We start from the raw sequence: 23,870 nt of genomic DNA on the forward strand, positions 1-23,870 counted from the left end.
TCTGAGTTTTAAAGGTGTGTTTACTCGCCTTACCAGAAAAATATTTTTCTTGCTCCTTATTGTGTCCAGGTCTTTCCCTAACTTGTTCATAGCTATCTATGATTAATTCATAATCTGTGAGTATCTCTTTAACTACTTCATAGTCAGATTCTTTTTTTTTACTTGTTCAACTAAACTCGATGGCAGCAATTTTTGGAGGATTGGTAACCAATAATTAAATGTATCATTTGCTGTCGATTCACTTACTCCAAACTGGATACCAAGAAGTTGAAATGTTGCCAAATGTCGGATATATACCAAAGTTAAAATTATTTGTTCTCTTACAGATAGTTTTGGTTTACGATCTCCACCAGCAGCAATAATTCTAACTTTCTGGGATTCTAATAACTCTTGTAATTCAAGAGTGTAATCGTTCCACGTTTTGGATTAATTTTTGTAACTGTTCATACTCCAGACCAATTAACCGTTTTGTTTCTTTAGGGTTGTCTTCAATATGGTTTAGTATGTCGCTCATGTTTCTGTATAAAAAACCTCTCTGATGTTCTTTTACCACAGAATGTTACTATTTTGGAAATCAGGGCAAACGCATCTAAAGTATAAGAATCCTTTAATAGCAAGGGTTTCAGCGTTTTTAAATTTAGCCTATTTTTTCGTCAAGATCCTTATCCAGCAGGGGTTTCAGAAATGCCGTGCGTTCGCCCTGTTTTGGAGATGTCTATTGCATTATCGCCACAGCCCATGTAGACAGATTCCCTATAGACGTCCCGCTACCGCTAACAGAATTGAATTCTGTGTGACTGGCGGATAGCGCAACGTAAAGCCTGCGGCACAGCGTCTCGTAGAAAGCGTCTTAGTCAAAGGGTTTAATACCCCCACGCTCATCGAAAATGAGCGTGGTGCAACAATGAGCGTGGTGGGTCTGAATCCCCCACTTTCTTGTTCTGACTCCTGAATTCAGAATAACTGAATTCTTCTTCAATTAAGTCGAACTCCCTACTCTAAAGACTGGAAACAAATCGCCACTGCTGTTAAAGATGCCTCCAATTGGCGCTGCTCTCGTTCTACGAAGCGATTTCAAGATACTGCTAATTTATTGACTGTTATACAAACTTGTCGCCGTCAAGGACGCTCTGCAATTGAGCTTTCTAACCAAGCTATCAAAGCGATGGTTAACTCTTCTGTGCAGACCCCTTCTTTAATTCCTCTCATTTAGACCTGAATCCTTACGTATATATCTTAATAATTCCAGCTTATTTTTAAAGTTCTCTACACTAAATCTACATTTTATTTTTAAATAAAAGTAGTAAAAAACATATAGTAAGTTTATATTATTCTTCTTCCTTAAATATATACTCGGGTAGCAGAAAAGAGTTATGCAATAAATACTTAGATTTGATGTTAGAACCTCAAGTTACAATTGTTGTTGTGCCACGAGAGCGTTTTAGTTACACACAATTATCATTAGAAGGGATTTATGCACATACTAATATTCCTTTTAAATTAATCTACATTGATGGCAATTCACCTCAGCCCATTGAGCGCTATCTAAAAGCACAATCAATAGAAAAAGGGTTCCGCTTAATTCGTACAGAAAATTATGTATGTTCTAATCAAGCACGTAACCTAGCATTGTCTTACGTTGATACTAAATACCTTGTTTTTATTGATAACGATGTTCAGGTTACACCTGATTGGTTAAAGAAACTGGTACAGTGTGCTGATGAAACAGATACATGGGTAGTTGGGCCACTTTACTTAGATGGAATATGTGGAAAACTAGAAAACCAAAATATCCACATGGCGGGTGGCTTTTGTGAATTTCAGCAAGCAGATGGGAAACTAGATTTATATGAGCAACGGCGGTTTGCTAAGAATTTATTATCCACAGTGAAATCTCAACTGCTACGAGAACAAACACAATTGATAGAATTTCATTGTTTTTTAGTGCGTACTGCAATTTTTAAGCAGATAGGTTACTTAGATGAGAGATTAATGAATCTTGGAGAAGAGACTGATTTTTGCCTATCAGTACGTGCAGTTGGTGGGACTATTTACTTTGAGCCAGCTAGTACTGTTATTTATGTACTTCCAGTGCCATTAGTATGGTACGATATACCTTATTTCTTGTTAAGGTGGAGTGATGCTTGGAATAAAACCTCGCTGAATCACTTCCAGCAAAAATGGGGTTTAGCCAAAGATGCTAAATTTATGTCTATTGGCTATAAGTGGGCAAATCGCCATCGATTAGTTCCTTTAGAATTAATACAAAATTTGCTGTTAAATCTTTTACCCTGGCAGTTAAACTCCAAGACTTACCTAAATTTCCGAGGATTTATCGAGAGTGTACTTACTCGGATATTTGTGAAAGGTAAGCGTCAGAAAATCTAATAAATAGGTAAATTTTAATAGGAACTAAGAGAGTTAGTTTACACCTTGAAAGAGTTGATGCCCAACAGTACCAAAAAGATAACTTTGAAGCAATGTTGGGGCTATTCTTAGAAGCGCTCTTGACATTGTTAACTGAACACAGTCAAACAAAATCTCCGAAGCCAATCTGTCTTGCTTGACTGGACTTATGGCTAATTTTTGCAATGCTGTGGTTAATTTATCGCTCATTTTTAAATACCGGAACTCGACCGGAACTATGACGAATTTTACTGGTTAACACTACTAACGCTGAAACCATCTTTTCCATTTCCGCACAATCGGTTAGTGTCAATCAATTGTGATAGGGCATTCCTCAAGTAAAGAACACTCTTTTTCTCTTCGCCCCACTTGCGGCTGTTTCTGATAGTGGCAAAAGAAGCTGGAGGACTAGCAGTAGCCGCAACAATTGCCACAATCTGTTCTAAATCAGCCTCGGAAAGGTCTCTCTATAGCTTGTTCTGCACTATCTACAATCAATTTATGCTCACAAAGAATTTTACGTAGTTCTTGATGTTTCTGACTATCTCTTTCTACCTCTTCCATTTGAGAAGCTGGTAATATCTGTCTCAAAATCTTCACCCAATAATTAAACGCATCATTTGCTTTAGTTTTTGATATATCGAATAACAAACCTAAAATACCAAAAGTTGGTTTTTGTCGAAAGTAAACTATACATAAACAAACCCCTTCTTTGGGAGACATTGCTGATTTACGTCCACCACCAGGAGCAATAAGACGAATTTTGTTTTTTTCAATTTTTGTTTGTTTCTGATTATGTCGTTGTTCTGCCAACGCAACCAATGTCATAAACTGTTCATAATTAATATCAATTAATCGTTTTGCTGACTGGGGATGTGATTCAATTTTTACTAGAGGACTCGTCATTGTTGATGCGCTATATTTTTTATTTATGTATCATTTTCCCACAAAGTTTGTTTTAAGGACATGTCTAATTGGGGTTGGCTTGAAAATGGTTATCTATTTTTATATTCCAAGTCTTGGGCATACTTTAGCTTTTGATGGAAGTAAATTCTATGTTAGCGCTGCTGTAAGCTTAATTATTCTCTTTCTTCACTCAGAATAAGTTACCAAACTAGCCAAATGATTGTCCTCAACGCGAAGAGTTCTCTTTGTTTTAAAAGAACCTACCCCCTTGGACGGTTACATTTCATTCAGGCATACCCAAAGTTTTTAATGTCAAAAGTTTTACGATTTCTTTGCCAAAAATTTTCTGCTTTAGCCGAAACCACTTGAGACTAAAGACTGATTTCTCAATTTATCAACACCAGTACTATTAGAAATTAGGTGTATTTTTTCGGGATATAAAATAACATATTTTTCAATTGTTACCATGTCCAATAGTGTTTTACCTCAAGAGGGTTCTCAACAACAAGTAATATTTCTAACTAGAGTAGTACAAAAGGACTCTCCGGGTGGACTAGATGTTTTATCAAGGAGGGGAAATCCCACCTAGAAATTTGACAGGGTAATACATAATTTTCGCCTCAAGAAATAAAAATTTTCCACTACCGAATTTTTCAGATGGTTGAAGTCAACTTTAATGTTTGGGGTAACGGTTCTATCAACCGTTCTGGGCATATTACTTCTGATGCACCGACTTATGTCGTTATTCACGGTTATCAAAGCACTGGTGGCAATGCAGGTAATAACTACAAAGCTGCTGATTGGATGGAAAACATAGCCCAAACCATCCGAGAGCGTGAGTCTAATGCTAATATCATTCTCCTAGATTGGGAGGAAGGAGCTAGTTCGTTGTGGTATCCCACTTCCGCCACCCGAACACGCGATGTTGGTAATCAGCTAGCTACCTACTTAATAAATAATGGTGTAGATCCGGCTTACACTAACCTGATAGGGCATAGTCTGGGAGCGCATATTGCTGGATTCGCTGGTTCAACCTATGGTGAATCTACAGGGCGTTCTCTTGCTCAAATAGTAGGGCTAGATCCAGCAGGTCCTGAGTTTGAAGGCAAAGCAGCAAGCGATCGCTTAGATCCAACTGATGCTAATCGAGTTGTATCTTTGCATACTAGTGAATCTTTGGGTTATGATGCTCAATTGGCTACCTTAGATGTCTATGCCAACTGGAATGATCTATTCCAGCCTGGACAGTGGAATTTTGCTGGGAATCACGGTTATGCCAATACTTTCTATACAGAATTACTCCAAGGCAATAGTTTTACCCAGTCCGATAGCACTCTGCTAAATTTGAATACAGTAGTCAATGCTGGATTTACTGGGCAGGACGATGCCAGCACTAAAAACAATTTGGCTATTGTTGCTCTAAATCTTTTGGGTACTGCTAACAACGACACACAAGCGGGTGGTGCAGCCAATGATGCTATCCGTGGTAATGGAGGAATTGACTACATTACAGGTGGCGATGGTGACGATTCCGTGTTTGGGGACGATGGTAACGATCTTCTCTATGGTGGACGTGGGAATGATTCTGCCTTCGGCGGCACTGGAAGTGATCGCCTGTTTGGAGATGAAGGTGGCGACATACTCACAGGAACAGATACACTAGCAAGAGGTGTTGCTGAAGTTGACCTTTTGACTGGCGGCGCTGGGAGTGATCAGTTTGTGCTAGGTATTAGTGTCGATATCTTCTACAGCGATAGTAATACTAGTACTTCGGGACTGGGCGACTACGCTCTGATTGCTGATTTCAATGCCACCGAAGATACGCTGCAATTGTCTGGCTCCAACTCCAGCTATAGCTTGGGAGCAGCGCCAACTGGTTTGGCTACAGGTACAGCCTTATTCCTGAATGAAACTAGTCCTGAACTAATTGCGATCATTCAAGGTTCTAGCAACCTCACCCTTAGTGCCAGCTATTTCCTAACTGTCTAAAACATTACAGCACTTCCGCCTGCTATGAGGTACGCACACAGTCTCAAAAGTTAGGATAGGAAAGGGATATAGGTAAAATTGTGCTTCATAATAGCCGGAAGTGCTGTATCTCAAATACAACCTAAAATTCTTTATCAAGTTTTAGACTTGCACTACTCAAAGTTTTTTATTTTTTTATGATGCCCAGATAAGTAATTAAAAGTAGCTAATAAAATCAGTAATTTAGATTAATAATCCAAATTGTTAGTTAACAGGACTTACGCAACTGGCACAAATAGCGGGCGGGGCGTAGCCCTGCTACAAGACAATTTGAATCAAACCAAGCACATAGGAATACTTGGGCGTTTTAGTTGCTGAATTAAATAATTAGAAAGCAAGTGATGCTTGATTTGATAAACAGTTTGACCAGTGGTATAGGCTAAATTCTTTAACCTAAGCCAAACCAACATTGCACAAGCAATATGATTTCTTTGGAGTCTAGCTTTACGACACTTGCCTTGATTCAATGCCCGTTAATTGTTTAATCTCCCTGTGAACAGGACTCTATTTTCCAACGGATTTTACACACCTCTTGTACAACATCCGTAGAAGTTTGAGATAAATCGTTGGTGGCGACATAATCCGTTCTGTTGGTAGAAACAGTAACCCGGAATAGTTTCACTTTTTTATTAGCTGGGAATCCTTTAATTTTTATGATTTTACCACAGTCTAATTCTTCTGGGTTCCATTTTAATAATTCAATCCGTTTATATTTTTCTTGACCAAATGTATCATCTACTAAACGATTATTTTTTAAAGGGCAATAATAAATTTTGTCGATTGCATCAATATATACCATTAAACTGTGTACCGCATACCATGTGTCCATCAAAACAGTATCAAATGGTAAAAGCTTATGATACACAAGGTTTTGCAACATATCTTTCACATGGTCTATCTTGGTTTTGCCATCGACATCAGGATTAAAAATTCGATAATCTATGACCCAAAATCTTTGAAGTGTAGGGTTGACATACACGCAGCTAACTACACCAATGCCTTTCAGGACACCATGCTCATTACCACTATATTGTCTCCTGACTATTTCTATTTCTTGAGAATACCTTTTATCTAAAACGCTATCATCAAATATTATGTAACCATTGTCATCAGGCTCAACTAACTCTTTGACGTTATCCCATAGTAAACGAGGTGTTAATTTTTCTATTTTCAAATAATAGTTAATTGCATCATGACTAATACTTTCTAAATGCTCTGCTAAATTGGTAATTGTATAATTAATTTGACTACTTAATAAGTATTGGCAGTAATTAAGCTTAGTAAATCTCATTGCCGTAAGCAACATTTATCTTATACAACCTCTACCTATTCTCTCATGAATCTTTCATGCTTTGCTTCCTATACGCCGACTTCTATTAAGAATACAAGGCTTTCGGAATCAGATTTAACTAATACTTATGTACTAGCAATTAGCGATCGCATTGTGCCAGTTGCGTAAGTCCTGGTTAACTTGGTGCTGCTCTTTAGGGGCAGATCGCATCAAAGAAGGCTGGCAACGTGAGTCAGACATTACAAAATTTCCCCAACTGGATCTACAAACTATTGATTCCCTTTGGGTAAAGCATAGTCAAGAGCGTTTTGGGTTTTCTGTTCAAAGCTGCATCTGGAAGAATGTAGAACAGGACTACGGCAAGTTTTCTGATGCAGTGGGATGGCGGCTAAACTACCGTTGGCGTCAGTACTCTGAGTTGATTTTCAAAACGGAGGCTCCGATGGGACATTTACCTGCTGCACCATTCTTTAAGTCGAACTTGGCTATTAGACATCTCCGAAAAATGTCAATACCTTTCTATGACTGGCTTTCAACAGGCGATCGCTAGTTGCAACTGTTAGCCAGTCTCAACGTAAAAATAAGCGTTTGAGACAGTTACTATTGATAACTAGGCAAAAACAAGTACGTGTATGCGCTAATTTTTACCAAAAAACATCTGACTATTTCATATTGGTAAGACTAATGCTCCTATTCGGAGTCTTACAAGCCCACATATCGTCATAACTATTTGTTCATATTTACGTGGATTTACAGCGCTTCCGGCTATTATGCAATATAGTTTTCTCCTTACCCCTCTCCTATCATCGCTTTCAGCTTTTAGGGTGTACCTCATAGCTGCCGTAAGTGCTGTAATCTAAATCTTTCAGAAATTTTCTCCTTTTATTTTGCTATGGCTTTAATCCCTCCTTTTTCACTTTGAGGAGAGAAAAATATTACAGTTATGCTGAAACTCAGACATCATCAAGAATCAAGCGATCGCTGGCTAAACATCTACCAAATCCAGAGAAAACAGAGCATCCTGAACAATGAGTTCCGGCAAAATGTTTAAACATCCGCATCGGCTGCTGAACTTGCTCGAAATCTTCGGGATTGTTTAGGCTTGAACTTCAGGAGGTGCTTGGTCAGGATCAATTAACGGACTTCCAGATTGGTTATCTTCTGCAAGGGTCGGTTCAACCGCTTGGGGCGATAGTTTCCCATCCCTTCCCACCTGTTTAACCTCGTTCGTATCTTTTGGTTCAGTTACCGGAAGTTCGTTATTCCGTCGTGCGGCGCGATCGCTCAAATAAGTTAACCAGGAAGGCGACCAGGCTGAGTGGCTGTCCTTGCCAAATGCCCGCTCTTTGCCAATTCCACCCGGTTTTGGTAAAAGCTGATTTACCAAACTGAATAGATTAGTACTTAGTCTGGGGAACAGGGCATAGAATTTGACCGAGAGCCAGGTTGGGAAAGGCACGATCACTTCCGTAGCGCCCCGGCGTAGTCCGGCGATTGTGGCACGAGCAACCTTTTCTGCGCTGGCAGAAATCAACGGTAGCGAATCACTAATGCTGAACCAAGCAAATTCCTTGCGGTGTTGCCCTTTGATCACGGCATGATCCACAACTCCAGTGCGAATGAAACCAGGACATACGGTTGTAACGATAATTCCATCTTTTGCTAACTCGGTTCTCATTCCTTGGGACAGCCCAACCAGGGCAAATTTGCTGGCACAATACCCGACCATGTGCGGAAATGCCACTTTTCCCCCGACGGAGGAGATATTCACAATTCGTCCGCTCTTTTGCTGCCGCATCTCTGGCAAAACGCCATAGGTTGCGTAGAGCGGTGCCCAAAAATGCAGTTTCATCAGATCGTCGTAGTCCTGCATGGTCAGGGTTTCTAGTGGGCCGATAATATCCGTTCCGGCATTGTTGATGAGAATGTCGATTTTCCCAAAGCGCTCTTTTACCTGTTGTACCATTTGCTCAACCTGAGCTTGATCTGTCACGTTACAGGTCAGTGCGAAAACTTCTTTACCTCGTTGCTCCAGTTCGGTTCGTGCGCGTTCAAGTTCTGCTTCATCTCGTGCATAGATTGCTATCCGTGCGCCTGCATCAATTAGCTGGCGTGCCATCACTAGACCCAATCCGCGTGAACCACCTGTGAGCAGAATCGTTTTACCTTGCAGATCATAAATTCGTTCGCGCCACCAGCGATCTAGCAGCAGAAAACAGGGTAGTAAGGCGAACGCAAAGGCGATGAGCCTGAGTAGGCTGTCATAGTTGATATGCATTAATCAAAAACTCCTGATCACTCCGATAGATTGGCGATACCAATTCATTGAATTGAAAACAACTCAAGCGCCGACAGTGACGCGATCGCTGATTTCCATTTCCAAAACTTCTTCAATGCGTTTAATTGTTGCCCAAGACAGTTGTTTGCCCGATGCATTAGCGTTTTCTTGTACCTGTGCTGGTTTACTTGCACCGATGATGACGCTACTAATTTCGGAATTGCGTAAACACCAGATAAGCGCCAATTGGCTCAAGCTCAAACCTTCTTGCTCGGCAATGGGCAATAGCCGCTGCACCTTGAGCAACTGCTCCTGATCTAGTTCTCCATTGTTTAAAAACATATTTTGTTTCGAGTCACTTGCCCGTGAACCTTGGGGTAATGATTGGCCGGGTTTGTATTTACCAGTCAGCAGGCCTTGCGCTAAGGGTGAGTAATTGATTATGCCAATCCCTTCTCGACGGCATAGGGGTAACACTTCTTTTTCGATCGTGCGATCAAGCATATTGTAGCGAGGCTGATTGGATACGATCGGTGCGAGATTTGCCAACCGGGTCAGGTCGGTCGCATGGGCGAGTTGTCCAGCACTCCATTGAGAAACCCCGTAATAAAGGATTTTCCCCTGTTTCACCAGATGATCAAATGCCATCAGGCTTTCAGCCAGAGGTACGGTCGAGTCATAACGATGTGCCTGGTAGAGATCAATGTAGTCCAGCCCCAATCGTTTCAAACTGGCATCACATTGCTCCAAAATATGTTTGCGTGATAGTCCATGATCGTTGGGACCATTACCCATTCGGAAATAAACTTTGGTTGCTAAGACATAGGATTCACGCGGGTACTGCCGCAGTACCTTACCCACAATTTTTTCAGCTTCTCCCTCGGCATAAACATTTGCTGTGTCAAAAAAATTAATTCCCAAATTATAGGCTTGCTCAATACATTGACTGGCGGTGTCTTCTGCCGTTGCACCACCATAGGTAAGCCATGACCCTAAACAAATTTCCGAAACTCGAATGCCGTGTTTACCTAACTGCCGATATTCCATAAGTCATCTCTTTTTGGTGAAACCTTCATTGACTCCGCCTGCTGTCAAAATGCTAAAATTCGTACTTCAAACATAATGCGAGCAAGCGATGGCGATCGTATCAAGATTAATTGTTTAGACCCACTTTAGAAAATGTTGATGCTTAATTTCTCTTTCATCAGGAAGAAACACTAGTTGATAAATAGGTGAACTTCTAATAAAAAATTTTGATGATGTGTTCAAAAATCTTTGAGGCAACACCCTTACGTCGGTGAACCTTGGCGGTACGCATTAATTTGACTTCACCACTTTTTGAATCTAGTTGTTTGAGCGCCCCGCATTTGAGTAATTCCGAACCTTCCCAAGCTTGTGAGTTTTCTAATTCATCCCCGACTTGGGAGCAATGCACTTTCTAAAGGTAGATGAATTTTAGGAGTTGCTACTTATATGGTGATTATATTTAGACCAATAAGGAGACAGAACAAGTACTATAGGACTCATATCTGATTTTTGAACAAGATTTCAGATAAAACCCTGATAAAACGGGCTTTTCAGTCTCAGTATGTTTTCAGAAATCAAATCGGAGTCCTATATAAAAAGTACTGAAAATGAATCTAACCCAACACTCAGACACAAGGAAGTGAAGATACATGGCAATTGAAGAACTGCAAAAAAACGATATGATGGCACATCTGCAAGAGTTCTCTTGATGCAGGCAAAGATATTGGTCATTACGGGAGACTGCTGTTTGCAATGGTGGCACGTCATTTTCTGAGTGAGCCTGAGTTAATTAACTATCTTCAGAAAGATAAAGATTTTACTGAACAAGAAGCACGTTCGCTATATCTACAAGTACAAGGTAAAGATTATAACCCGCCTCGACGAGAGCGTATTCTTCAATGGCAGTCCCAACAGGAATTTCTCATCTGTCCGAATCCTGATGATCCGGATGCTTGTAATGTTTACAAGGACTTACAGTTTCCAGAGGAGGTATATGAACATATCTCCAACTATCATGAACATAAAGTAGATAGCTAAAAACTGATGACTAACCAAAAAGTCGTTCTAGTTACAGGTGCATCATCTGGGTTTGGGCAGTTAATTGCTCAAAAACTGGCTGCTGTAGGCTACTGTGTTTTTGGTACAAGCCGCAAAGAATCTCCAGCCTCACAGGGCGTGGAAATGTTGACATTAGATGTTACGTCTGATTTTTCAATACAATCGTGTATTAATCAGTTGCTCACACGGACTAACCGCATCGATCTACTTGTGAATAATGCTGGACAAATTCATGCCAGCATGATTGAGGAAACTTCTTTAGAACAAGCTAAGGAGATTTTTGAGACGAACTTTTGGGGTGTTGTGCGTGTTACTAATGCTGTTTTGCCCTTTATGAGACAGCAACGTAGCGGGCATATTATCAATATGAGTTCAGTGGCAGGGCTGATCGGCGCTCCTGGTCAAGGTTTTTACTCTGCAAGCAAATTTGCACTTGAAGGTTATAGCGAAGCATTAAGTGTGGAACTAGACCCATTCAATATTAAAGTATCTTTAGTTGAGCCTGGCTACTTTAAGACCAACTTCAATCAAGCCATGTTACAGCCTACTGTAATTCATAGTGATTATGACACGGTACGCGACGTAATTTCCTCATCTGTCCAGGGCGCAATTGCACAAGGTGATAATCCTGACAAGGTTGCAAAAGCTATTGCTCGTATTGCTTCAAGCTCCTCACCACGATTACGCTACCGTATTGGCAATGAGGCAGAATGGTTGCCTCGCTTAAGAGCAATACTACCTGATAAGCTGTTTCGCTTTGGTGCGCGTAAACGGTTGAACCTGCCTTAAACCACAGCATGATTTAACTGTAGAACTAATTGGGAACTCCATCTGCTCTCCACAATAGTAATATGAACCTATCCCACTATTCCAAAAAACCCTACTTCGTTCCGTAAAATTTCCTTGAAAACCTTAATTTTTCGTTTTCAGTTCTCAATAAGCTTAAGCTTTATAGCACAAATATTATTAGTGGGATAGGTTCATACGACACTAAGGCGTGGCTGGAGTTACCGACGGTATTGCGGGTGATGGTGCTGCTGGTGGTGCAGTTGTTGGGGGCTCTGTACTAGGGTGTTGACTCTGTATCCTTTAGCCCATAAGACTTCATGCAAAAAATGTGTCGCCTGTTTTTGACTTAAAGTGCCTGAAGCAGGCACTTTAAGTCAAACAAAAATAACACGAATAATTTTCCCGAAAATTCCCGAAAAATGCACAAAGTCAACACCCTAGCTCTGTACCAGGCTGACAGGCTCCTATAAGTACACCTAACCCAAAAGTTGAAGCTAGAAAAATAAATTTTCTGTTCACCATTCCTCTTTGAATAACTTACTTGAGCATTAGTAAATCTTATCTGAAATATCGCTATATAATGCTGAGTTTTCCCATATTTTACGTCCACAGTTAATTGCAGCAAATCACTCAAATCATCACAGTTATATGCATGAACTAAGCAAGGTAAGCTGTTGATCTTGCCGTGACTAATGCTGGCATCACTTGCTCACCAAAAACTTCAATAAATCTCTGCTGTTCTTTATTAACGTTGTGCAGATAAATTTCCTCAAAACCCAATTCTACAAACTCTTCTAGCCACTCGATATGTCGTTGCGGTTCGGCTGAAATTCGCACATACTCATACATATCTTCTAGTTTAACGAATTGTGCTGCCGCATCAAATTGTTGGGGACTACGAAGTTCTGCTAATACTGGGCTTTGAAAAATATTTGTCCGCCACTGTTCGTAAGCGCCTCTTAAAGCCGTTTCTTCATCTTGAGCATAAGAAAGTTGTACTTTCAGGTACATCGGCTTATTTCTGCCACCCCCTCTTTTAAAAGCTTCTACTACTTCTTTTAATTTGGTGTAAGGATGAGAAATTGTAATCAATCCATCTGCCCAGCCTCCGACCCATTCGGCCGTTTCTGGCGTAATTGCTGCCCCAATAATTAAAGGCGGAACTTCTGGACGGGTATAGAGTTTTGCTTCTTCTACACGCACAAAACCGTGGTGGGTGACAGTATTTCCGTCCCAAAGGGCGCGTATTACGTCAACGCACTCTTTCAAGCGGACATTACGTTCGATTTTTTCAGGCCAGCGCTCGCCTGTTATTTTTTCATTTAATGCCTGACCACTTCCTAACGCAAGCCAAAATCTTTGAGGAAACATTTGGGCAAGAGTTGCAGATGCTTGAGCGATTATTGCTGGATTATAACGCTGTCCAGGAGCGCAAACTACCCCAAAGGTAAGTGGTGTAGCTTGCATAGCCGCACCTAGCCAAGACCAAGCAAAACCGCTTTCTGCCTGTTGTACACTCCAAGGGTGAAAGTGGTCTGAGGAAGATATCCGCTCAAACCCTGCGCGATAGGCTGCTTGTGCGTATTGCAACAAATGACTCGGCTTAAATTGTTCGTGAGAGGCATGATAACCAAACTTGACCATAAACCACCTAATTATTAGTGTAAGCAATCGTACTAACAGGCGCGTTTTCTGTTTGTTTTGAACCTAACTGAGTATGCTGGGCAACAATTGGCGTATCTTTACTTTAGCGATGTTCTATTTCAATCCCACCAATAGGTAACGATAATTGCATCACGATCCTGTTGAACCTCGCTCCTTCTAACCGACTTTTCAATCGACACTGAAGCCGGAAACTGTAGTCTTCATTCGTACCATCAGTGACTTCCACAGAATCAGCTTGCCACTTTTTTCCTAAGTTTAAAAGTTGAGATATCTTCGTGTCTTGATTTTCGGCAGGAATGTAGACAGGCTTTACGCTACGCTATCACTTGGAACGAATAATCCTTATGCTTTTTTGACTCGGCAGGCAAAACATTTAAATGCCTGCTGTCCTGAAAGATTGTCATAATATTGTTTATCTATCAAGATATTAACTGACTCATAGTAGGGAGTTCCAAACTCTTCTGCCATTTTCTGCCCAGGTCCGAACCAGCTAGGGACAAAAATAGTGTCTTCTCGAATTCCTGACCAAACCAATGCAGTGCCAATGATTGAGCCTCTGGGGCTTTCAACTATAATTTCATCACCATTTTTAATACCTGCTTTTTTTGCTTCCTTTGGATGGATTTGTACTAGGCGAACACCATTCATTTGCTTGCCTGTATAAGTCCAGTGAGTTACAGAGTGGAAATGAACTACACTCGATCTACCAGTCATTCCCATCAGTGGGTACTGCTTGTGTACTTCCCCAGAAGAGATTTTTCCGAATTTGATGTTTTGAGTTAGAGCCTGTGGATTCACAGGATTTTTTACCAACTCAGATGTATATTCAATGGTTGGATGCTTACCTGTTACCTCTGGATGGGTATAGAAGCTTGGCAGAGCAGAGTGTCCAGACTCGGCTAGCCGGCTTTGCAATTGTGGAGTATAAATTTCTACCTTACCACTGGGAGTGAGAAATCGTTTACCAACATTCTTAGGGTTAAGAGATGATGCGGCTTCATACCAAGATGCATGATCTAGGTAAAGTGTGCTGACACCGGGATGCTCTACTGTTGGGCAAGGCCAGCGCAAGGGTTCTGTTCTTTGAGATAGTCTCTGTTGGGTCATACCTCCCATTCCAGGAGTATTCGTTAGAAAAGTTGCCCACAGTTGACGATAGTCTTTCCAAGAATCAGGAAAGTTGTCCCTCCAGTATTCAGGCGGATTGCGTTTGTCTAATTTTGCTGTGGCGTGTGCTAGATCAATCCAGATATGCCAGTCTGGTTTGGACTCACCTACCGGACTAACCACTTGTTCTTGCCAACGGATTGCTCGATCATCCCGCCGCATATAAACGGTTTCCATTTCAAAACCACTGGTTACAGGTAAAATAATATCAGCATAGTAGGCTGACTCTTCCATAAACAATCCAGTGTATACATAAAATTCTAATTGGCGGTAAGCTTGTTGTACTTTAATTGTGTCTGAACAAGCCAACAGAGGATTCCCCTGAGTAACGATCGCTTTGAGTTGATAAGGTTCACCTGAAATGATCGCATCATCGATTCCGTAACCGTTTGTAAAATTACCCAAGCCAAATGTCCATGCCAAAGCATTGCCACCTGCATCGTTGCATACAGGCCCAACATCGGTATTATTAGGACTGCCCAGCATACTGAAGTAGCGCCCGACCAGAGAACCTGTTCCTCGTGGGAGTCTGCCAGAGGTTTTGTTCGCGATCGCTCTGGCGATGCCTGCATCTCTGAGTGCCAAAAACTTGCTAGCTATAATTGAAAGTGCTTCATCCCAAGAAATTGGCTCAAATTTAGAATTGCTGTCACCTTTGTTTCCACCAACCCGCTTCATTGGGCTTTTCAAGCGAAAACGATTGTAGACTAGCTGGGTCATCATTGGCCCCTTGATACAAAAACCACCAGCCTGTACTGGGTCATTTGGTTCACCTAACACATCTATGATGCGTCCGTCTTTGAGATGAACTTTCAATCGGCACAGAGAATTGCAGAATTGACAAGCGCTATCTACAATCTTATCTGGCTCTAGGGCAGCCGATTTCTGAATAAAATCAAATTCAGTACTTTGGAGAGGGATTGCCTGATCGTCTCCAATACTTGCAGCATCTGCCACTTCTTTTTTTAGTAACTCTGCTGCACTTACAGCAGCTGTACTAATAGCCACCCCTTGGATAAAACCACGCCGTGAGGTCTTCTTCCTACCTTTTGATGTCATGGAGATCCTCTCCCTACATATTGCGCTTATTACAGCATTTCACAAATGGGGGTGCAATTTAACTGCATTTTAAGTAAGTCGGTGGGAAAAATTACGCTTCGTCTGTTCTAAGCGTTTTTGCTCACCTCGTTGGTAATAGCTGTAACTAGGCTCGCTCCATGCACATAACCCTGATTCGTCCAAATATTTTAAGTCTATTTCTCCGGTAGCAGCAGCTAATTCCAACATGTCTAAGACTGAAGAGCTTTTTTTCCCGTATTACAGGATCTTGCTTTCCTTTATGGCTCTTCCTGACTCGCTTCCAAATGACCCCCTTTTTTTAAGCACCCGTCTTAATCTATCGGGACTTAATTTAACTGAGCGTTAGCGAAGCGGCTCCCTTCGGAGCTTCGCTTTCTAATTTTTGGGCTAATTGAACACTGTTGTATGTACGTGGTTCTTTTTTGAGACATTCTTCCAAAAAAACTATGTCCTCTTCCTGATATTTCGATTTTCCCCCTCGACCTGGCAACTCCCAAAAGCTCTCTAGACCTAGCTTTTGCCATTTATGTAAAACCTCTCTTACTGTTTGAGGAGTCCAATTAAAATGGGCAGCTATTTTTTCGACGTACCAGCCATGTGCATTTAGCCTAACCCCGGATTTCTCACAAGTGCAGAAAAATCATTGAGATAAATAAAATTTTTGAAAAGATATTTTATACATCAGTGAACTAAATCCCAAAACAGAGGATAATAACGTATTATCCGAAAGTTTAAAGATAAATAAGAGACTAATAAAAATATAAATACTGAAGTAAGAATCATAATTACCAATAATTAGGCAGATGAAAACAGGGTTGAATTAAATAAATTAAACCTTAATGTCGCCCCGATAAAGATCCAAGGAATATGAAATCGCTGTAACTATAACTTGTGTGAGAATAGCGGTTCCTGTAGCAGTGATCCCCAGCCTAGCAATTGTTCCAGAATTGCAGATAATAGAATCTACGGCATTGTAAACCCGAATATAAAACTGCTCCCCAACAGTCATTACTTCAGCTCCGCGACGGAGATAGTTGAAACCCTTGCAGTTTCAGTCCCCGTGAGGGGATTTGGTCAATGGAAACGCTTGGTGCTGAAACTTAATCAGAGCAAGCTTCCTGGGAAAGTTTTTGACGGATCGAAAAAAAAGGTCATTTTCAGCCCTTCTTATTGCAAATCATTTGCAACTTTCCTAATTGTTGAAACACTGCAATTATTTAATTGTCTAGGTCGGTTAACTCCGTGAGGATGGGTACACCGTTATTGATGCCTGGGATGCATCGGATGATGAGACTGGGGCAGTAATCGAGTCGGTTAAAGCCGCGTCTGTTGAATTGTATGCTGTGGAGTGTAAAGCGATCGCACAAGCTGTTGAACTCTTTGGGGCTGAACTCAAGAAGCTGTAAGACAAAAGGGCGAAAACGAAAACTGAACGACATCAGCAGCGTAAGGCGGAATTGTCTCGTCGCTACGAAATTGATGTTACTCCTGAGCTTGTCGAGAAAGATGACGATGGCTGGTATCCTCAACTGCGGATGCACTATTATTTGACACTGGGGCGAGAGTTTCTGACTAACCGTGATGCTAAACGGGCTAAGGCGCAGCTAGAGGCGGGGGAGAATTCGATTTGGAAACCGGATTTTAATAAGGGGCAGATGTTACCTGCTATGTTGTTACTGGAAAATCTGAATCTGTTGCAGTTTCTTACACCAGACGTTCAATTGCAGGGGACTGATGAGAAAATGGTGGAGTTTAAGGCACTCGCTGTAACGCATCGCCACCTTATCAATAATTACTTGAACGTCAGTATCTCAGAAAAACTTACTCCTGTGGCGATCGCACAGAAGTTACTTGCGAAAATTGATTTGAAACTCGATTACGTCGGTCGGTTAGGGTCGAGGGAGAATCGGGAGTGCGTTTATCGGTTCGTTGTCCCTGATGCAATGGCAGTTTTGGGTTAAGTTTGCAGACGGGTGTACGTCTGTGGTGTGCGATTGGTTGGTGGTGGTGTAGTGAGATAAAGCTTTGGTAAAGAGTTGAGTAATTCATGCTTCATATTTCGTCTCCCCAGCTTTTTTAGAGACAGCAATTGCACCAACTCCAAACAATAGACCTATTAGGGAAGTAGGTTCAGGTATAGATGTAGATAAAGAACTCAGGTTAATATTGGCAGCAGAATCTTGATAGATGTATGTTCCTGCCCGTCCCACTTCACCCGTCAAGGTAATTTCAGAGCTTGAAGTTTTTTCTAAGGTATATCTTGGAGCATCAAAAGCAATGCCAAAATCAACTACTAAATTCCAATTCGACCCAGAATTAAGCTCAAAATCGACATCTGGGGTTAAGTTACCGCCATTAGTAGATCCTCTCTTCAAATTCAGGTCTAGATTGTTGACGGATAGCTCCCAATCGCTCAAAGTCCCGTTCTCTGAGTAAACTACAAATCCCGAATATTCGCTCTCGAATGGCAAAAAGTTTGTAAGGAATGGGCTAGTAGCATCGACTAAGGTAAAATCACCTGAAAATTCTTGTCTAGTTAGAATCGCTCCCAGCACAGGAGTAGCATGAAATACGCTTGCAACTACCAAACCAATCACGGCGACGCTAACTTTGGGGAGTCGAACTTGATTCATGGATTGGTTATGGTATTTAAATTTGTTGAAGGTATGCTATCATATACGTAGCAACTTAAGATACACTCAGTACACCAAAAGTTCTGCGATGCCTGCGGTGTTCTCGAAGAATCGCGGTCATTGTCTAAGAGGGTGTTTATAAAATAATTCTTAAGCGGTTGAGCGACTATGATTACGGGCTAATCGACGTAACATTAAATGCGTCATAGCGGCGTATATCATGGTTTCACTTGTTTGGGGATGATATTCGTAGTCTTTACTGAGACGACGATAGCGACCTAACCATGCAAGTGTACGTTCCACAACCCAACGTCGAGGTAATACTTTAAAGCCTGAAGTGTCATCAGAGCGTTTAACAATCTCAATTGCACAGCCAATAAAATACCTGACCCAATCAACTAGTTTTCCAGCATATCCAGCATCTGCCCAAATTAAATGCAGCTTGGGGAATGAGTATTGAATTTTATCTAGTACCAGTTTTGCTCCGTCACGGTCTTGAATTGAAGCTGTATGTACAACAACCATCAAAATTAAACCCATCGTATCAACAAGGATATGGCGTTTGCGACCATTAATCTTTTTTCCGGCATCATAGCCCTTCACCCCTCCTTTCTCAGTTGTTTTCACTGTTTGTGAGTCTATAATTCCTGCGGATGGTTCTACATCTCGTCCTTGGAGTTGCCTGAGTTGCGTAGGCGTAGCCCGTCGTAGACATCGCAGAACTGAATGAATTTTTTGCCATATACCTTTGCGCTGCCAACGTTGAAAATATGAGTATACAGTTTGCCATGCTGGTAAATCGTGAGGCATCATTCGCCATGAGCAGCCAGCGCGCAATATGTAAAAAATCGCATTTACCACTTCCCGCATCTCGATTTCACGCTTTTTTCCACGTTTGCGCTTACGATAACCGGAATCATTGATTTAATCAAATCCCATTCGGTATCGGAAATGTCTGTGGGATAAGGTTTTCGACTCATGGCATCCGATTCAAATATGACGACTGTCTTTTTTAAAATACCTGTCCTGCGAAATGACTGCGATCCTCTTTATTTTTTATTTATAAACACCCTCTAAGCCATGACTGAAAATTAGCTGTATCTGTTACTGCGTTAGAACCGGGAGCGCGTCCGTGTCGATTGATTTATCATTGTCCCAACTGTATACCCTGTATCACAGCGTACATCCGATCTAAGCCCTAGCGATCGTCGTTTCTACGTCAATTGAAACAAGTTTATTTAATTTTGAGAGATTAATCTCTGAATTAATGAGATATTAAGTTGAAAAAGTAATTCAGATAGAAACTTATGACAACCGAGCAAGAGCTTCAATCTCTTTTTAATAAATTAGATACCGATCAAGATGGCAAAATCTCCATTAATGATCTTTTTTTAAGTCCTGGCTTAAGTACAATCATTTCATCAGAAACAAATATCAGTACTCCCCAAGAATTGCTAGTAAATTATGATTCAGACTCTGACGGTAGTATTACCTTTGAAGAGTTAAAGTCAGCAGTTGAGAAAGCAAATAATTTAACTTAGCAGTCAAAGAACCCAATCCCCAATACCCAATACCCAAAATCCCTCAAAGCGCCCACGCTTTGAGGGATTTGCATGAAAAAGACAATTGTCTGTTCGTTATCTTCTGAGTCGCTTAAAGTAACAGGAGCAAGGTTTGTTTTAGCCCAAGATTGCGTCTGAATCAAGTTCCCACTCATGTTTGAGCATTTCTTGGTAAGTCGTTTCCCTAACTATCATCTGCTTATAAAGCATCAGCAAAAACAATGCGAGCTTGTTCACGGGACATCTGCTTGACTTAGTCAGATAATGTTCTAAGACTAAATTCTTGTTCTAAAGATAATTCAATCGGTTGATTCATCGCTTTTATTACTTACTTTTTTATTTGGGTTTGCTAAGTTAAGCAAATATTGCTTTACATAAATAAATATTACGATAACTTTACAAAAACCAAAGGAGTGTAAACCGTACTGGCGTAGGTTAGAATGCCGTATCTGCTGCTAAAAACCTTGATATCACTCCATTGTGGCAACCCAAGTCAAAACCTAACTTCTAAAGTTTCTTACCAAGAGGTTTTTAAAAGCATTTTTAGCCTCTGTTTGCGGCTGGCGATCGCTGTTGGAGAAGATGGGCAATACTTTGGGCAAGAGTGATGAGCGTCGCGGCGTGATGCTGGAGTTTGAGAATGTGAATATGGGACTGAATGGATGGCGTGAGAAAGTTGGGTAACGCGACGCTTTGTGTTGTTCCGTCAAAATTGAAGATGTCCACGCCTTGAGTTTTAAGTGTGCTTAAGTCTCAACCCTTAAATACTGGTTAGACAGCCAGAGGTCTGTCTGCAAACATGATTTTATAAAGAATTTTTAAGAAATTAACATTCTTCAGAAAAGGAAAGACGTAATGCTGAAGTAATCCTCAAAAGTTCAGAATCAGAGATTTTGTAGTTTACACACACACAAGCGTGTCTGAAAACCTTACATGGCTTACATCTCTGATATACTTCATCCATGTCGAAACCTAATTATTAGTTTTTCAATTTTTTGGAGTCGAGGATAATGTTGAAGTTCACCTGTTTGATGATTGTCGGGGCAGTAGTGTCGATTAGTGCGCCGGCATTTGCTGAAAGTCGTGCGGTTAATATCAGTATTGGCAGTATTGGTGGTTCCTTAGATAATGCTGCTTTGCGAACAGTTCGCCAGGTTATCGGGTTTGCAGTCGGCACTAGCACCGTCGATAAATTCATTGTATATAGTCCCAGGGCCGGATCTATTCCCATCGAAGGAGGTTTATCTGCTTGTGCTGAAGCTGGCTTTGGCATAAGCAATACAACATTTAATACTTTTATCCAGCAGTTGCGTTCAATTAATCCCAAACCAGGGACTTTCTACAATGTAGAACTTACCGCAACCTGCAAACAGAAATAAGACGTTTGCACTCAAGCGCGGTAGGATGGGCTGAGGTAGCAAGCCCATCCATCACAGTTAAACGTGAGATCGTAAGCTTAATAGGAATATTTTGCATAATAAGTAAATGTAGGATAACTCTACTCACCAAAATGTAGCCATTTCTGAGTCAATATGAGTGTTCAAGCCGCATACGATAATTGGTCAACCACCTATGATGCTGATCAAAACCTGACCCGCGATCTGGATCAAATCGTTACTAAAGAAACCTTAATGCGTAAGAGGTGTAAATCAATCGTTGAAATTGGCTGTGGTACAGGCAAAAATACTTTGCTTTTATCACAAATTGCCCAAACAGTCTATGCAGTTGATTTTTCAGCAGCCATGATCGAGAAGGCGAAAGAGAAAGTAAATTCAGTCAACGTGACGTTCATTACCGCAGACATTACAAATCAATGGATTTGCAGCAACGAGTCTATTGATTTGATCACCTGTAATCTCGTTTTAGAACACATCAAAGATTTGTCAAAAATTTTTTCAGAAGCCTCCCGTGTACTCGTTCCGGGAGGATACTTTTTCATTTGTGAACTTCATCCATTCAGACAGTATCGAGGCACACAAGCTAATTTTCAAAGAAATCAAGAAGTGATTGAAATCCCAGCATTTATACATCACCTATCAGATTTTTTTCATGCAGCCAAAAATTTTGGTTTCCGGCTTGAGGATTTCAACGAGTGGTGGCATGAGCAAGACCAAAATAAACCACCCAGACTTGTATCATTCTTATTCAAAAAGTGAATCTTAATAATGAAATTGCTCATGCGTGAATTTTGAATTGTTTTGACGGCTGGTAGATTTTTTCAAGGTTTGTGCTTAAACTGTAAACTCTGCTAATCCCTGCATGAATACCTTACTTGCCTCTGAGCGAATGTTGCACTAGCCAGCAATGTAAACCCACCATTATGAACGCCAATGGCAGCATCAACATTGGAATAATTTCTAAACCTGCCCAACTTGCAACCCAGCCTGCTCCAGTGGGTATAATCGCTGCTCCAAAACTGGCGATGCTGGTGGCGAAGCTAACAGCCGCAGGAACCAAGGCATCTGGTAATCGTTGAGGTATTAACCAGATGGTGGCGGGAAAGATTGCTGCCAATGCAAAGCCAATTAGCCCTAAGCTAATCCATTGATCTCGAAGTTGCCACCAAGCAAGCAATCCAATCATTAGAAGACTCAGCGACATACTGATTGTGCCGACTGCTCCAACCCATTGCAAGAAATAACCTAAAATGAAACGTCCCGATGTTAATCCTAGCCAGTAGGCACTAACGCTGTAACCAGCAATCAATTCGGGAGTTTGGCGAGCGACGGATTGCACAGTGTATGCCCAGTTGCCGATGCAAGCTTCTATACCAACATAAACCAACAAGAGTAACCCAGTTAGCATCACTACTGGATTTTGGAGCGAGCGCCCCAAATTTTCTAAGGCAGTTGTATTTGATGTCGATACCCGTAGCGTCATTGGTGTGTAGCCAGAAATCATCGCACCCAGGACACTTACAATCAATAGACTGACGATGCCGGCTAATACCCAATAAACCTGTCGCCAGTTCATGCCAAGTGATAACAAAGTAGTCGCGATTGTAGGTCCAGATAATGCGCCAATGCCATAGAAAGCATGGAGTAAACCAATCATATTTGCACTGCGCGAATCTTGCACAATGTAGGTATTGATCCCTGCATCAATCAGCCCAATACCCAATCCCAACACTGACCCGGCAGCAACCATAAACAACCAGTAAGGTGAGGTCGCGTAAATTACCAGCGCCATTGTCAGCACAACCGCAGCAATCAATAGCATTCGCGCTAACCCTAGACGGCTACTCACCAGACTGCTGGTGAATGCTGCCAGAATGTAGCCGCTAATTTGACTCACAAATAGCAGGGTAACGGTGGCTGGAGTCAAGTTATATGTGGACACTATAGAGGGCAGCAGAACGCCTAATCCCCCTTCAGCAATGCCAATGGCAATAAAGGCAATTAAGGCGATCGCCACTCCAATCCACAGAGGCGGTAAAGTGCGTTGGTAGTATCCCATCGGACATAATGCTCTTGCTCGAGACAATTTGGTTGCTTTGATTTACTCAGTTGATAATCCTCAAAAATAACTTCATACCCATCTTCCTGTAGTGATATTTCCATAACCCTATTTGCTGGGGCATGATCCTGAAGTTTGAGGATCATGCCCTGACAAATTTGCTCAACTGGTGACAGATGCCCCGCAGTGGACTGAATGGATGGCATGATTTGCTATTCGATACACAGCAGTTTCCCTCAAATTAAAATCTTTCACCAATGCCAAAATTTATTCGGCTATCACCATCGTCATTAATACCATAGTCAATGCGAATCTGACCTAATGGAGATTGCACACGTACCCCAAGACCGTAGCCGTAGCCAGAGCCATTTTTATTCAATACTTGGGCTGCTTTAGTACTAGTAGTCTGCCAAGGTAACTTTGCTAAGTAAAACCTCTAATTAGTAAAATAACCAAAAACGGGGTTTAACATGGCGAAAAAGTACATTGTTGACTTGGATGAAAATGAAGTTTCTCAACTGCAA

General features: G+C 41.3%; 23 protein-coding genes and 5 pseudogenes. 10 read left to right on the forward strand and 18 right to left on the reverse strand.

Translation table 11 applies throughout. The features are described from left to right. Positions 1 to 132: 132 nt before the first annotated feature. Positions 133 to 300 (reverse strand): transposase family protein, encoded by a 168-nt coding sequence (locus LC608_RS28385; RefSeq protein ID WP_308189943.1) that lies wholly within the window; start codon positions 298 to 300, stop codon positions 133 to 135. Positions 301 to 1,054: 754 nt separating this feature from the next. On the opposite strand from LC608_RS28385, the pseudogene LC608_RS28390 reads away from it, so the two are divergent. Both LC608_RS28390 and LC608_RS28395 read left to right on the forward strand, forming a co-directional pair. Then, positions 1,055 to 1,213, forward strand: a pseudogene (locus tag LC608_RS28390) (IS66 family transposase); the annotation flags it as partial. 182 nt (positions 1,214 to 1,395) lie between these two features. Then, complete coding sequence (locus LC608_RS28395) at positions 1,396 to 2,388, forward strand: glycosyltransferase family 2 protein (protein ID WP_229556764.1); 993 nt, start codon at positions 1,396 to 1,398, stop codon at positions 2,386 to 2,388. A 266-nt stretch (positions 2,389 to 2,654) separates the two neighbouring features. Here LC608_RS28395 and LC608_RS28400 read toward each other — a convergent pair whose 3' ends face one another. Both LC608_RS28400 and LC608_RS28405 read right to left on the reverse strand, forming a co-directional pair. Further along, complete coding sequence (locus tag LC608_RS28400; RefSeq protein WP_229556765.1) at positions 2,655 to 2,840, reverse strand: hypothetical protein; 186 nt, start codon at positions 2,838 to 2,840, stop codon at positions 2,655 to 2,657. 13 nt (positions 2,841 to 2,853) lie between these two features. Further along, on the reverse strand, positions 2,854 to 3,312 hold the full coding sequence (locus LC608_RS28405) for a transposase family protein (protein WP_229556766.1): 459 nt from the start codon (positions 3,310 to 3,312) through the stop codon (positions 2,854 to 2,856). 657 nt (positions 3,313 to 3,969) lie between these two features. Between LC608_RS28405 and LC608_RS28410 the strand changes: the two genes are divergently transcribed. Next, positions 3,970 to 5,301, forward strand: coding sequence for a hypothetical protein (locus LC608_RS28410; protein ID WP_229556767.1), 1,332 nt, complete (start codon positions 3,970 to 3,972; stop codon positions 5,299 to 5,301). Between the two features lie 314 nt (positions 5,302 to 5,615). On the opposite strand, the pseudogene LC608_RS28415 reads toward LC608_RS28410, so the two are convergent. Then, positions 5,616 to 6,631, reverse strand: a pseudogene (locus tag LC608_RS28415) (transposase). A 160-nt stretch (positions 6,632 to 6,791) separates the two neighbouring features. Between LC608_RS28415 and LC608_RS28420 the strand changes: the two are divergent. Then, positions 6,792 to 7,181 (forward strand): GUN4 domain-containing protein, encoded by a 390-nt coding sequence (locus LC608_RS28420; RefSeq protein WP_229556768.1) that lies wholly within the window; start codon positions 6,792 to 6,794, stop codon positions 7,179 to 7,181. A 546-nt stretch (positions 7,182 to 7,727) separates the two neighbouring features. Here LC608_RS28420 and LC608_RS28425 read toward each other — a convergent pair. Then, positions 7,728 to 8,909: an SDR family oxidoreductase gene (locus LC608_RS28425; RefSeq protein ID WP_229556769.1), complete on the reverse strand. Its 1,182-nt coding sequence runs from the start codon at positions 8,907 to 8,909 to the stop codon at positions 7,728 to 7,730. Between the two features lie 63 nt (positions 8,910 to 8,972). Next, a complete protein-coding gene (locus tag LC608_RS28430) occupies positions 8,973 to 9,956 on the reverse strand; it encodes an aldo/keto reductase family protein (RefSeq protein ID WP_229556770.1) in 984 nt (327 codons plus the stop codon). 732 nt (positions 9,957 to 10,688) lie between these two features. On the opposite strand from LC608_RS28430, the gene LC608_RS28435 reads away from it, so the two are divergent. Both LC608_RS28435 and LC608_RS28440 read left to right on the forward strand, forming a co-directional pair. Continuing rightward, complete coding sequence (locus LC608_RS28435) at positions 10,689 to 10,973, forward strand: hypothetical protein (RefSeq protein ID WP_229556771.1); 285 nt, start codon at positions 10,689 to 10,691, stop codon at positions 10,971 to 10,973. A gap of 6 nt (positions 10,974 to 10,979) precedes the next feature. Then, complete coding sequence (locus LC608_RS28440; protein WP_229556772.1) at positions 10,980 to 11,783, forward strand: SDR family NAD(P)-dependent oxidoreductase; 804 nt, start codon at positions 10,980 to 10,982, stop codon at positions 11,781 to 11,783. A gap of 657 nt (positions 11,784 to 12,440) precedes the next feature. On the opposite strand, the gene LC608_RS28445 is transcribed toward LC608_RS28440, so the two are convergent. The 5 genes and pseudogenes from LC608_RS28445 to LC608_RS28460 all read right to left on the reverse strand — a co-directional run bounded on the left by LC608_RS28445 (position 12,441) and on the right by LC608_RS28460 (position 17,134). Further along, positions 12,441 to 13,427, reverse strand: coding sequence for a TIGR03885 family FMN-dependent LLM class oxidoreductase (locus LC608_RS28445; protein WP_229556773.1), 987 nt, complete (start codon positions 13,425 to 13,427; stop codon positions 12,441 to 12,443). A gap of 363 nt (positions 13,428 to 13,790) precedes the next feature. Beyond that, on the reverse strand, positions 13,791 to 15,674 hold the full coding sequence (locus LC608_RS28450) for a molybdopterin-dependent oxidoreductase (RefSeq protein ID WP_229556774.1): 1,884 nt from the start codon (positions 15,672 to 15,674) through the stop codon (positions 13,791 to 13,793). A gap of 352 nt (positions 15,675 to 16,026) precedes the next feature. Next, positions 16,027 to 16,296 (reverse strand): annotated as a pseudogene (locus tag LC608_RS37695) (hypothetical protein); the annotation flags it as partial. Positions 16,297 to 16,524: 228 nt separating this feature from the next. After that, entirely contained in the window at positions 16,525 to 16,704 is a 180-nt protein-coding gene (locus LC608_RS28455; RefSeq protein WP_229556775.1) for a hypothetical protein, read from the reverse strand. A gap of 208 nt (positions 16,705 to 16,912) precedes the next feature. After that, a complete protein-coding gene (locus LC608_RS28460) occupies positions 16,913 to 17,134 on the reverse strand; it encodes a hypothetical protein (protein ID WP_229556776.1) in 222 nt (73 codons plus the stop codon). 18 nt (positions 17,135 to 17,152) lie between these two features. Between LC608_RS28460 and LC608_RS28465 the strand changes: the two genes are divergently transcribed. Next, complete coding sequence (locus LC608_RS28465) at positions 17,153 to 17,656, forward strand: hypothetical protein (RefSeq protein WP_229556777.1); 504 nt, start codon at positions 17,153 to 17,155, stop codon at positions 17,654 to 17,656. A gap of 84 nt (positions 17,657 to 17,740) precedes the next feature. On the opposite strand, the gene LC608_RS28470 is transcribed toward LC608_RS28465, so the two are convergent. Beyond that, positions 17,741 to 18,328 carry a PEP-CTERM sorting domain-containing protein gene (locus tag LC608_RS28470; protein ID WP_229556778.1) on the reverse strand — a complete coding sequence of 196 codons (588 nt, stop codon included), beginning with the start codon at positions 18,326 to 18,328 and terminating at the stop codon, positions 17,741 to 17,743. A gap of 150 nt (positions 18,329 to 18,478) precedes the next feature. Beyond that, positions 18,479 to 19,308, reverse strand: a protein-coding gene (locus LC608_RS28475; protein ID WP_229556779.1) for an IS5 family transposase whose coding sequence is annotated in 2 segments (ribosomal slippage) — positions 18,479 to 19,237 and positions 19,240 to 19,308 — 828 coding nt in all. Because the reading frame shifts where the segments join, the coding sequence is not laid out codon by codon here. A gap of 327 nt (positions 19,309 to 19,635) precedes the next feature. On the opposite strand from LC608_RS28475, the gene LC608_RS28480 reads away from it, so the two are divergent. Further along, positions 19,636 to 19,869, forward strand: coding sequence for an EF-hand domain-containing protein (locus tag LC608_RS28480; RefSeq protein WP_229556780.1), 234 nt, complete (start codon positions 19,636 to 19,638; stop codon positions 19,867 to 19,869). A gap of 138 nt (positions 19,870 to 20,007) precedes the next feature. Here the strand turns inward: LC608_RS28480 and LC608_RS28485 are convergent. Together LC608_RS28485 and LC608_RS28490 are read right to left on the reverse strand one after the other, a co-directional pair. After that, positions 20,008 to 20,206 (reverse strand): annotated as a pseudogene (locus LC608_RS28485) (NblA/ycf18 family protein). 227 nt (positions 20,207 to 20,433) lie between these two features. Beyond that, a complete protein-coding gene (locus LC608_RS28490) occupies positions 20,434 to 20,616 on the reverse strand; it encodes a hypothetical protein (protein WP_229556781.1) in 183 nt (60 codons plus the stop codon). Between the two features lie 284 nt (positions 20,617 to 20,900). Between LC608_RS28490 and LC608_RS28495 the strand changes: the two genes are divergently transcribed. Both LC608_RS28495 and LC608_RS28500 read left to right on the forward strand, forming a co-directional pair. Further along, positions 20,901 to 21,269 (forward strand): hypothetical protein, encoded by a 369-nt coding sequence (locus LC608_RS28495; RefSeq protein ID WP_229556782.1) that lies wholly within the window; start codon positions 20,901 to 20,903, stop codon positions 21,267 to 21,269. A gap of 153 nt (positions 21,270 to 21,422) precedes the next feature. Further along, entirely contained in the window at positions 21,423 to 22,046 is a 624-nt protein-coding gene (locus tag LC608_RS28500; RefSeq protein WP_229556783.1) for a class I SAM-dependent methyltransferase, read from the forward strand. A gap of 112 nt (positions 22,047 to 22,158) precedes the next feature. On the opposite strand, the gene LC608_RS28505 is transcribed toward LC608_RS28500, so the two are convergent. From LC608_RS28505 to LC608_RS28515, 3 genes and pseudogenes are all read right to left on the reverse strand, one after another. Beyond that, complete coding sequence (locus LC608_RS28505) at positions 22,159 to 23,346, reverse strand: sugar MFS transporter (protein WP_229556784.1); 1,188 nt, start codon at positions 23,344 to 23,346, stop codon at positions 22,159 to 22,161. Further along, positions 23,289 to 23,552 carry a hypothetical protein gene (locus tag LC608_RS28510; RefSeq protein WP_229556785.1) on the reverse strand — a complete coding sequence of 88 codons (264 nt, stop codon included), beginning with the start codon at positions 23,550 to 23,552 and terminating at the stop codon, positions 23,289 to 23,291. Before LC608_RS28510 ends, LC608_RS28505 begins: the two co-directional genes overlap by 58 nt. Before the next feature lie 35 nt (positions 23,553 to 23,587). Further along, positions 23,588 to 23,749 (reverse strand): annotated as a pseudogene (locus tag LC608_RS28515) (BamA/TamA family outer membrane protein); the annotation flags it as partial. Between the last annotated feature and the right edge of the window lie 121 nt (positions 23,750 to 23,870).

Source organism: Nostoc sp. XA010, assembly GCF_020829625.1.
GTDB lineage: Bacteria > Cyanobacteriota > Cyanobacteriia > Cyanobacteriales > Nostocaceae > Nostoc.

Bases quoted from the DNA above. Each gene is read 5' to 3' on its own strand.
- LC608_RS28430 (WP_229556770.1), bottom strand. From the start codon at position 9,956: ATGGAATATCGGCAGTTAGGTAAACACGGCATTCGAGTTTCGGAAATT.
- LC608_RS28460 (WP_229556776.1), bottom strand. From the start codon at position 17,134: ATGTCGTTCAGTTTTCGTTTTCGCCCTTTTGTCTTACAGCTTCTTGAG.
- LC608_RS28455 (WP_229556775.1), bottom strand. From the start codon at position 16,704: ATGACTGTTGGGGAGCAGTTTTATATTCGGGTTTACAATGCCGTAGAT.
- LC608_RS28480 (WP_229556780.1), top strand. From the start codon at position 19,636: ATGACAACCGAGCAAGAGCTTCAATCTCTTTTTAATAAATTAGATACC.
- LC608_RS28505 (WP_229556784.1), bottom strand. From the start codon at position 23,346: ATGGGATACTACCAACGCACTTTACCGCCTCTGTGGATTGGAGTGGCG.
- LC608_RS28495 (WP_229556782.1), top strand. From the start codon at position 20,901: ATGTTGAAGTTCACCTGTTTGATGATTGTCGGGGCAGTAGTGTCGATT.
- LC608_RS28470 (WP_229556778.1), bottom strand. From the start codon at position 18,328: ATGAATCAAGTTCGACTCCCCAAAGTTAGCGTCGCCGTGATTGGTTTG.
- LC608_RS28425 (WP_229556769.1), bottom strand. From the start codon at position 8,909: ATGCATATCAACTATGACAGCCTACTCAGGCTCATCGCCTTTGCGTTC.
- LC608_RS28395 (WP_229556764.1), top strand. From the start codon at position 1,396: ATGTTAGAACCTCAAGTTACAATTGTTGTTGTGCCACGAGAGCGTTTT.
- LC608_RS28405 (WP_229556766.1), bottom strand. From the start codon at position 3,312: ATGACGAGTCCTCTAGTAAAAATTGAATCACATCCCCAGTCAGCAAAA.
- LC608_RS28445 (WP_229556773.1), bottom strand. From the start codon at position 13,427: ATGGTCAAGTTTGGTTATCATGCCTCTCACGAACAATTTAAGCCGAGT.
- LC608_RS28500 (WP_229556783.1), top strand. From the start codon at position 21,423: ATGAGTGTTCAAGCCGCATACGATAATTGGTCAACCACCTATGATGCT.
- LC608_RS28410 (WP_229556767.1), top strand. From the start codon at position 3,970: ATGGTTGAAGTCAACTTTAATGTTTGGGGTAACGGTTCTATCAACCGT.
- LC608_RS28440 (WP_229556772.1), top strand. From the start codon at position 10,980: ATGACTAACCAAAAAGTCGTTCTAGTTACAGGTGCATCATCTGGGTTT.
- LC608_RS28510 (WP_229556785.1), bottom strand. From the start codon at position 23,552: ATGCCATCCATTCAGTCCACTGCGGGGCATCTGTCACCAGTTGAGCAA.
- LC608_RS28435 (WP_229556771.1), top strand. From the start codon at position 10,689: ATGGTGGCACGTCATTTTCTGAGTGAGCCTGAGTTAATTAACTATCTT.
- LC608_RS28450 (WP_229556774.1), bottom strand. From the start codon at position 15,674: ATGACATCAAAAGGTAGGAAGAAGACCTCACGGCGTGGTTTTATCCAA.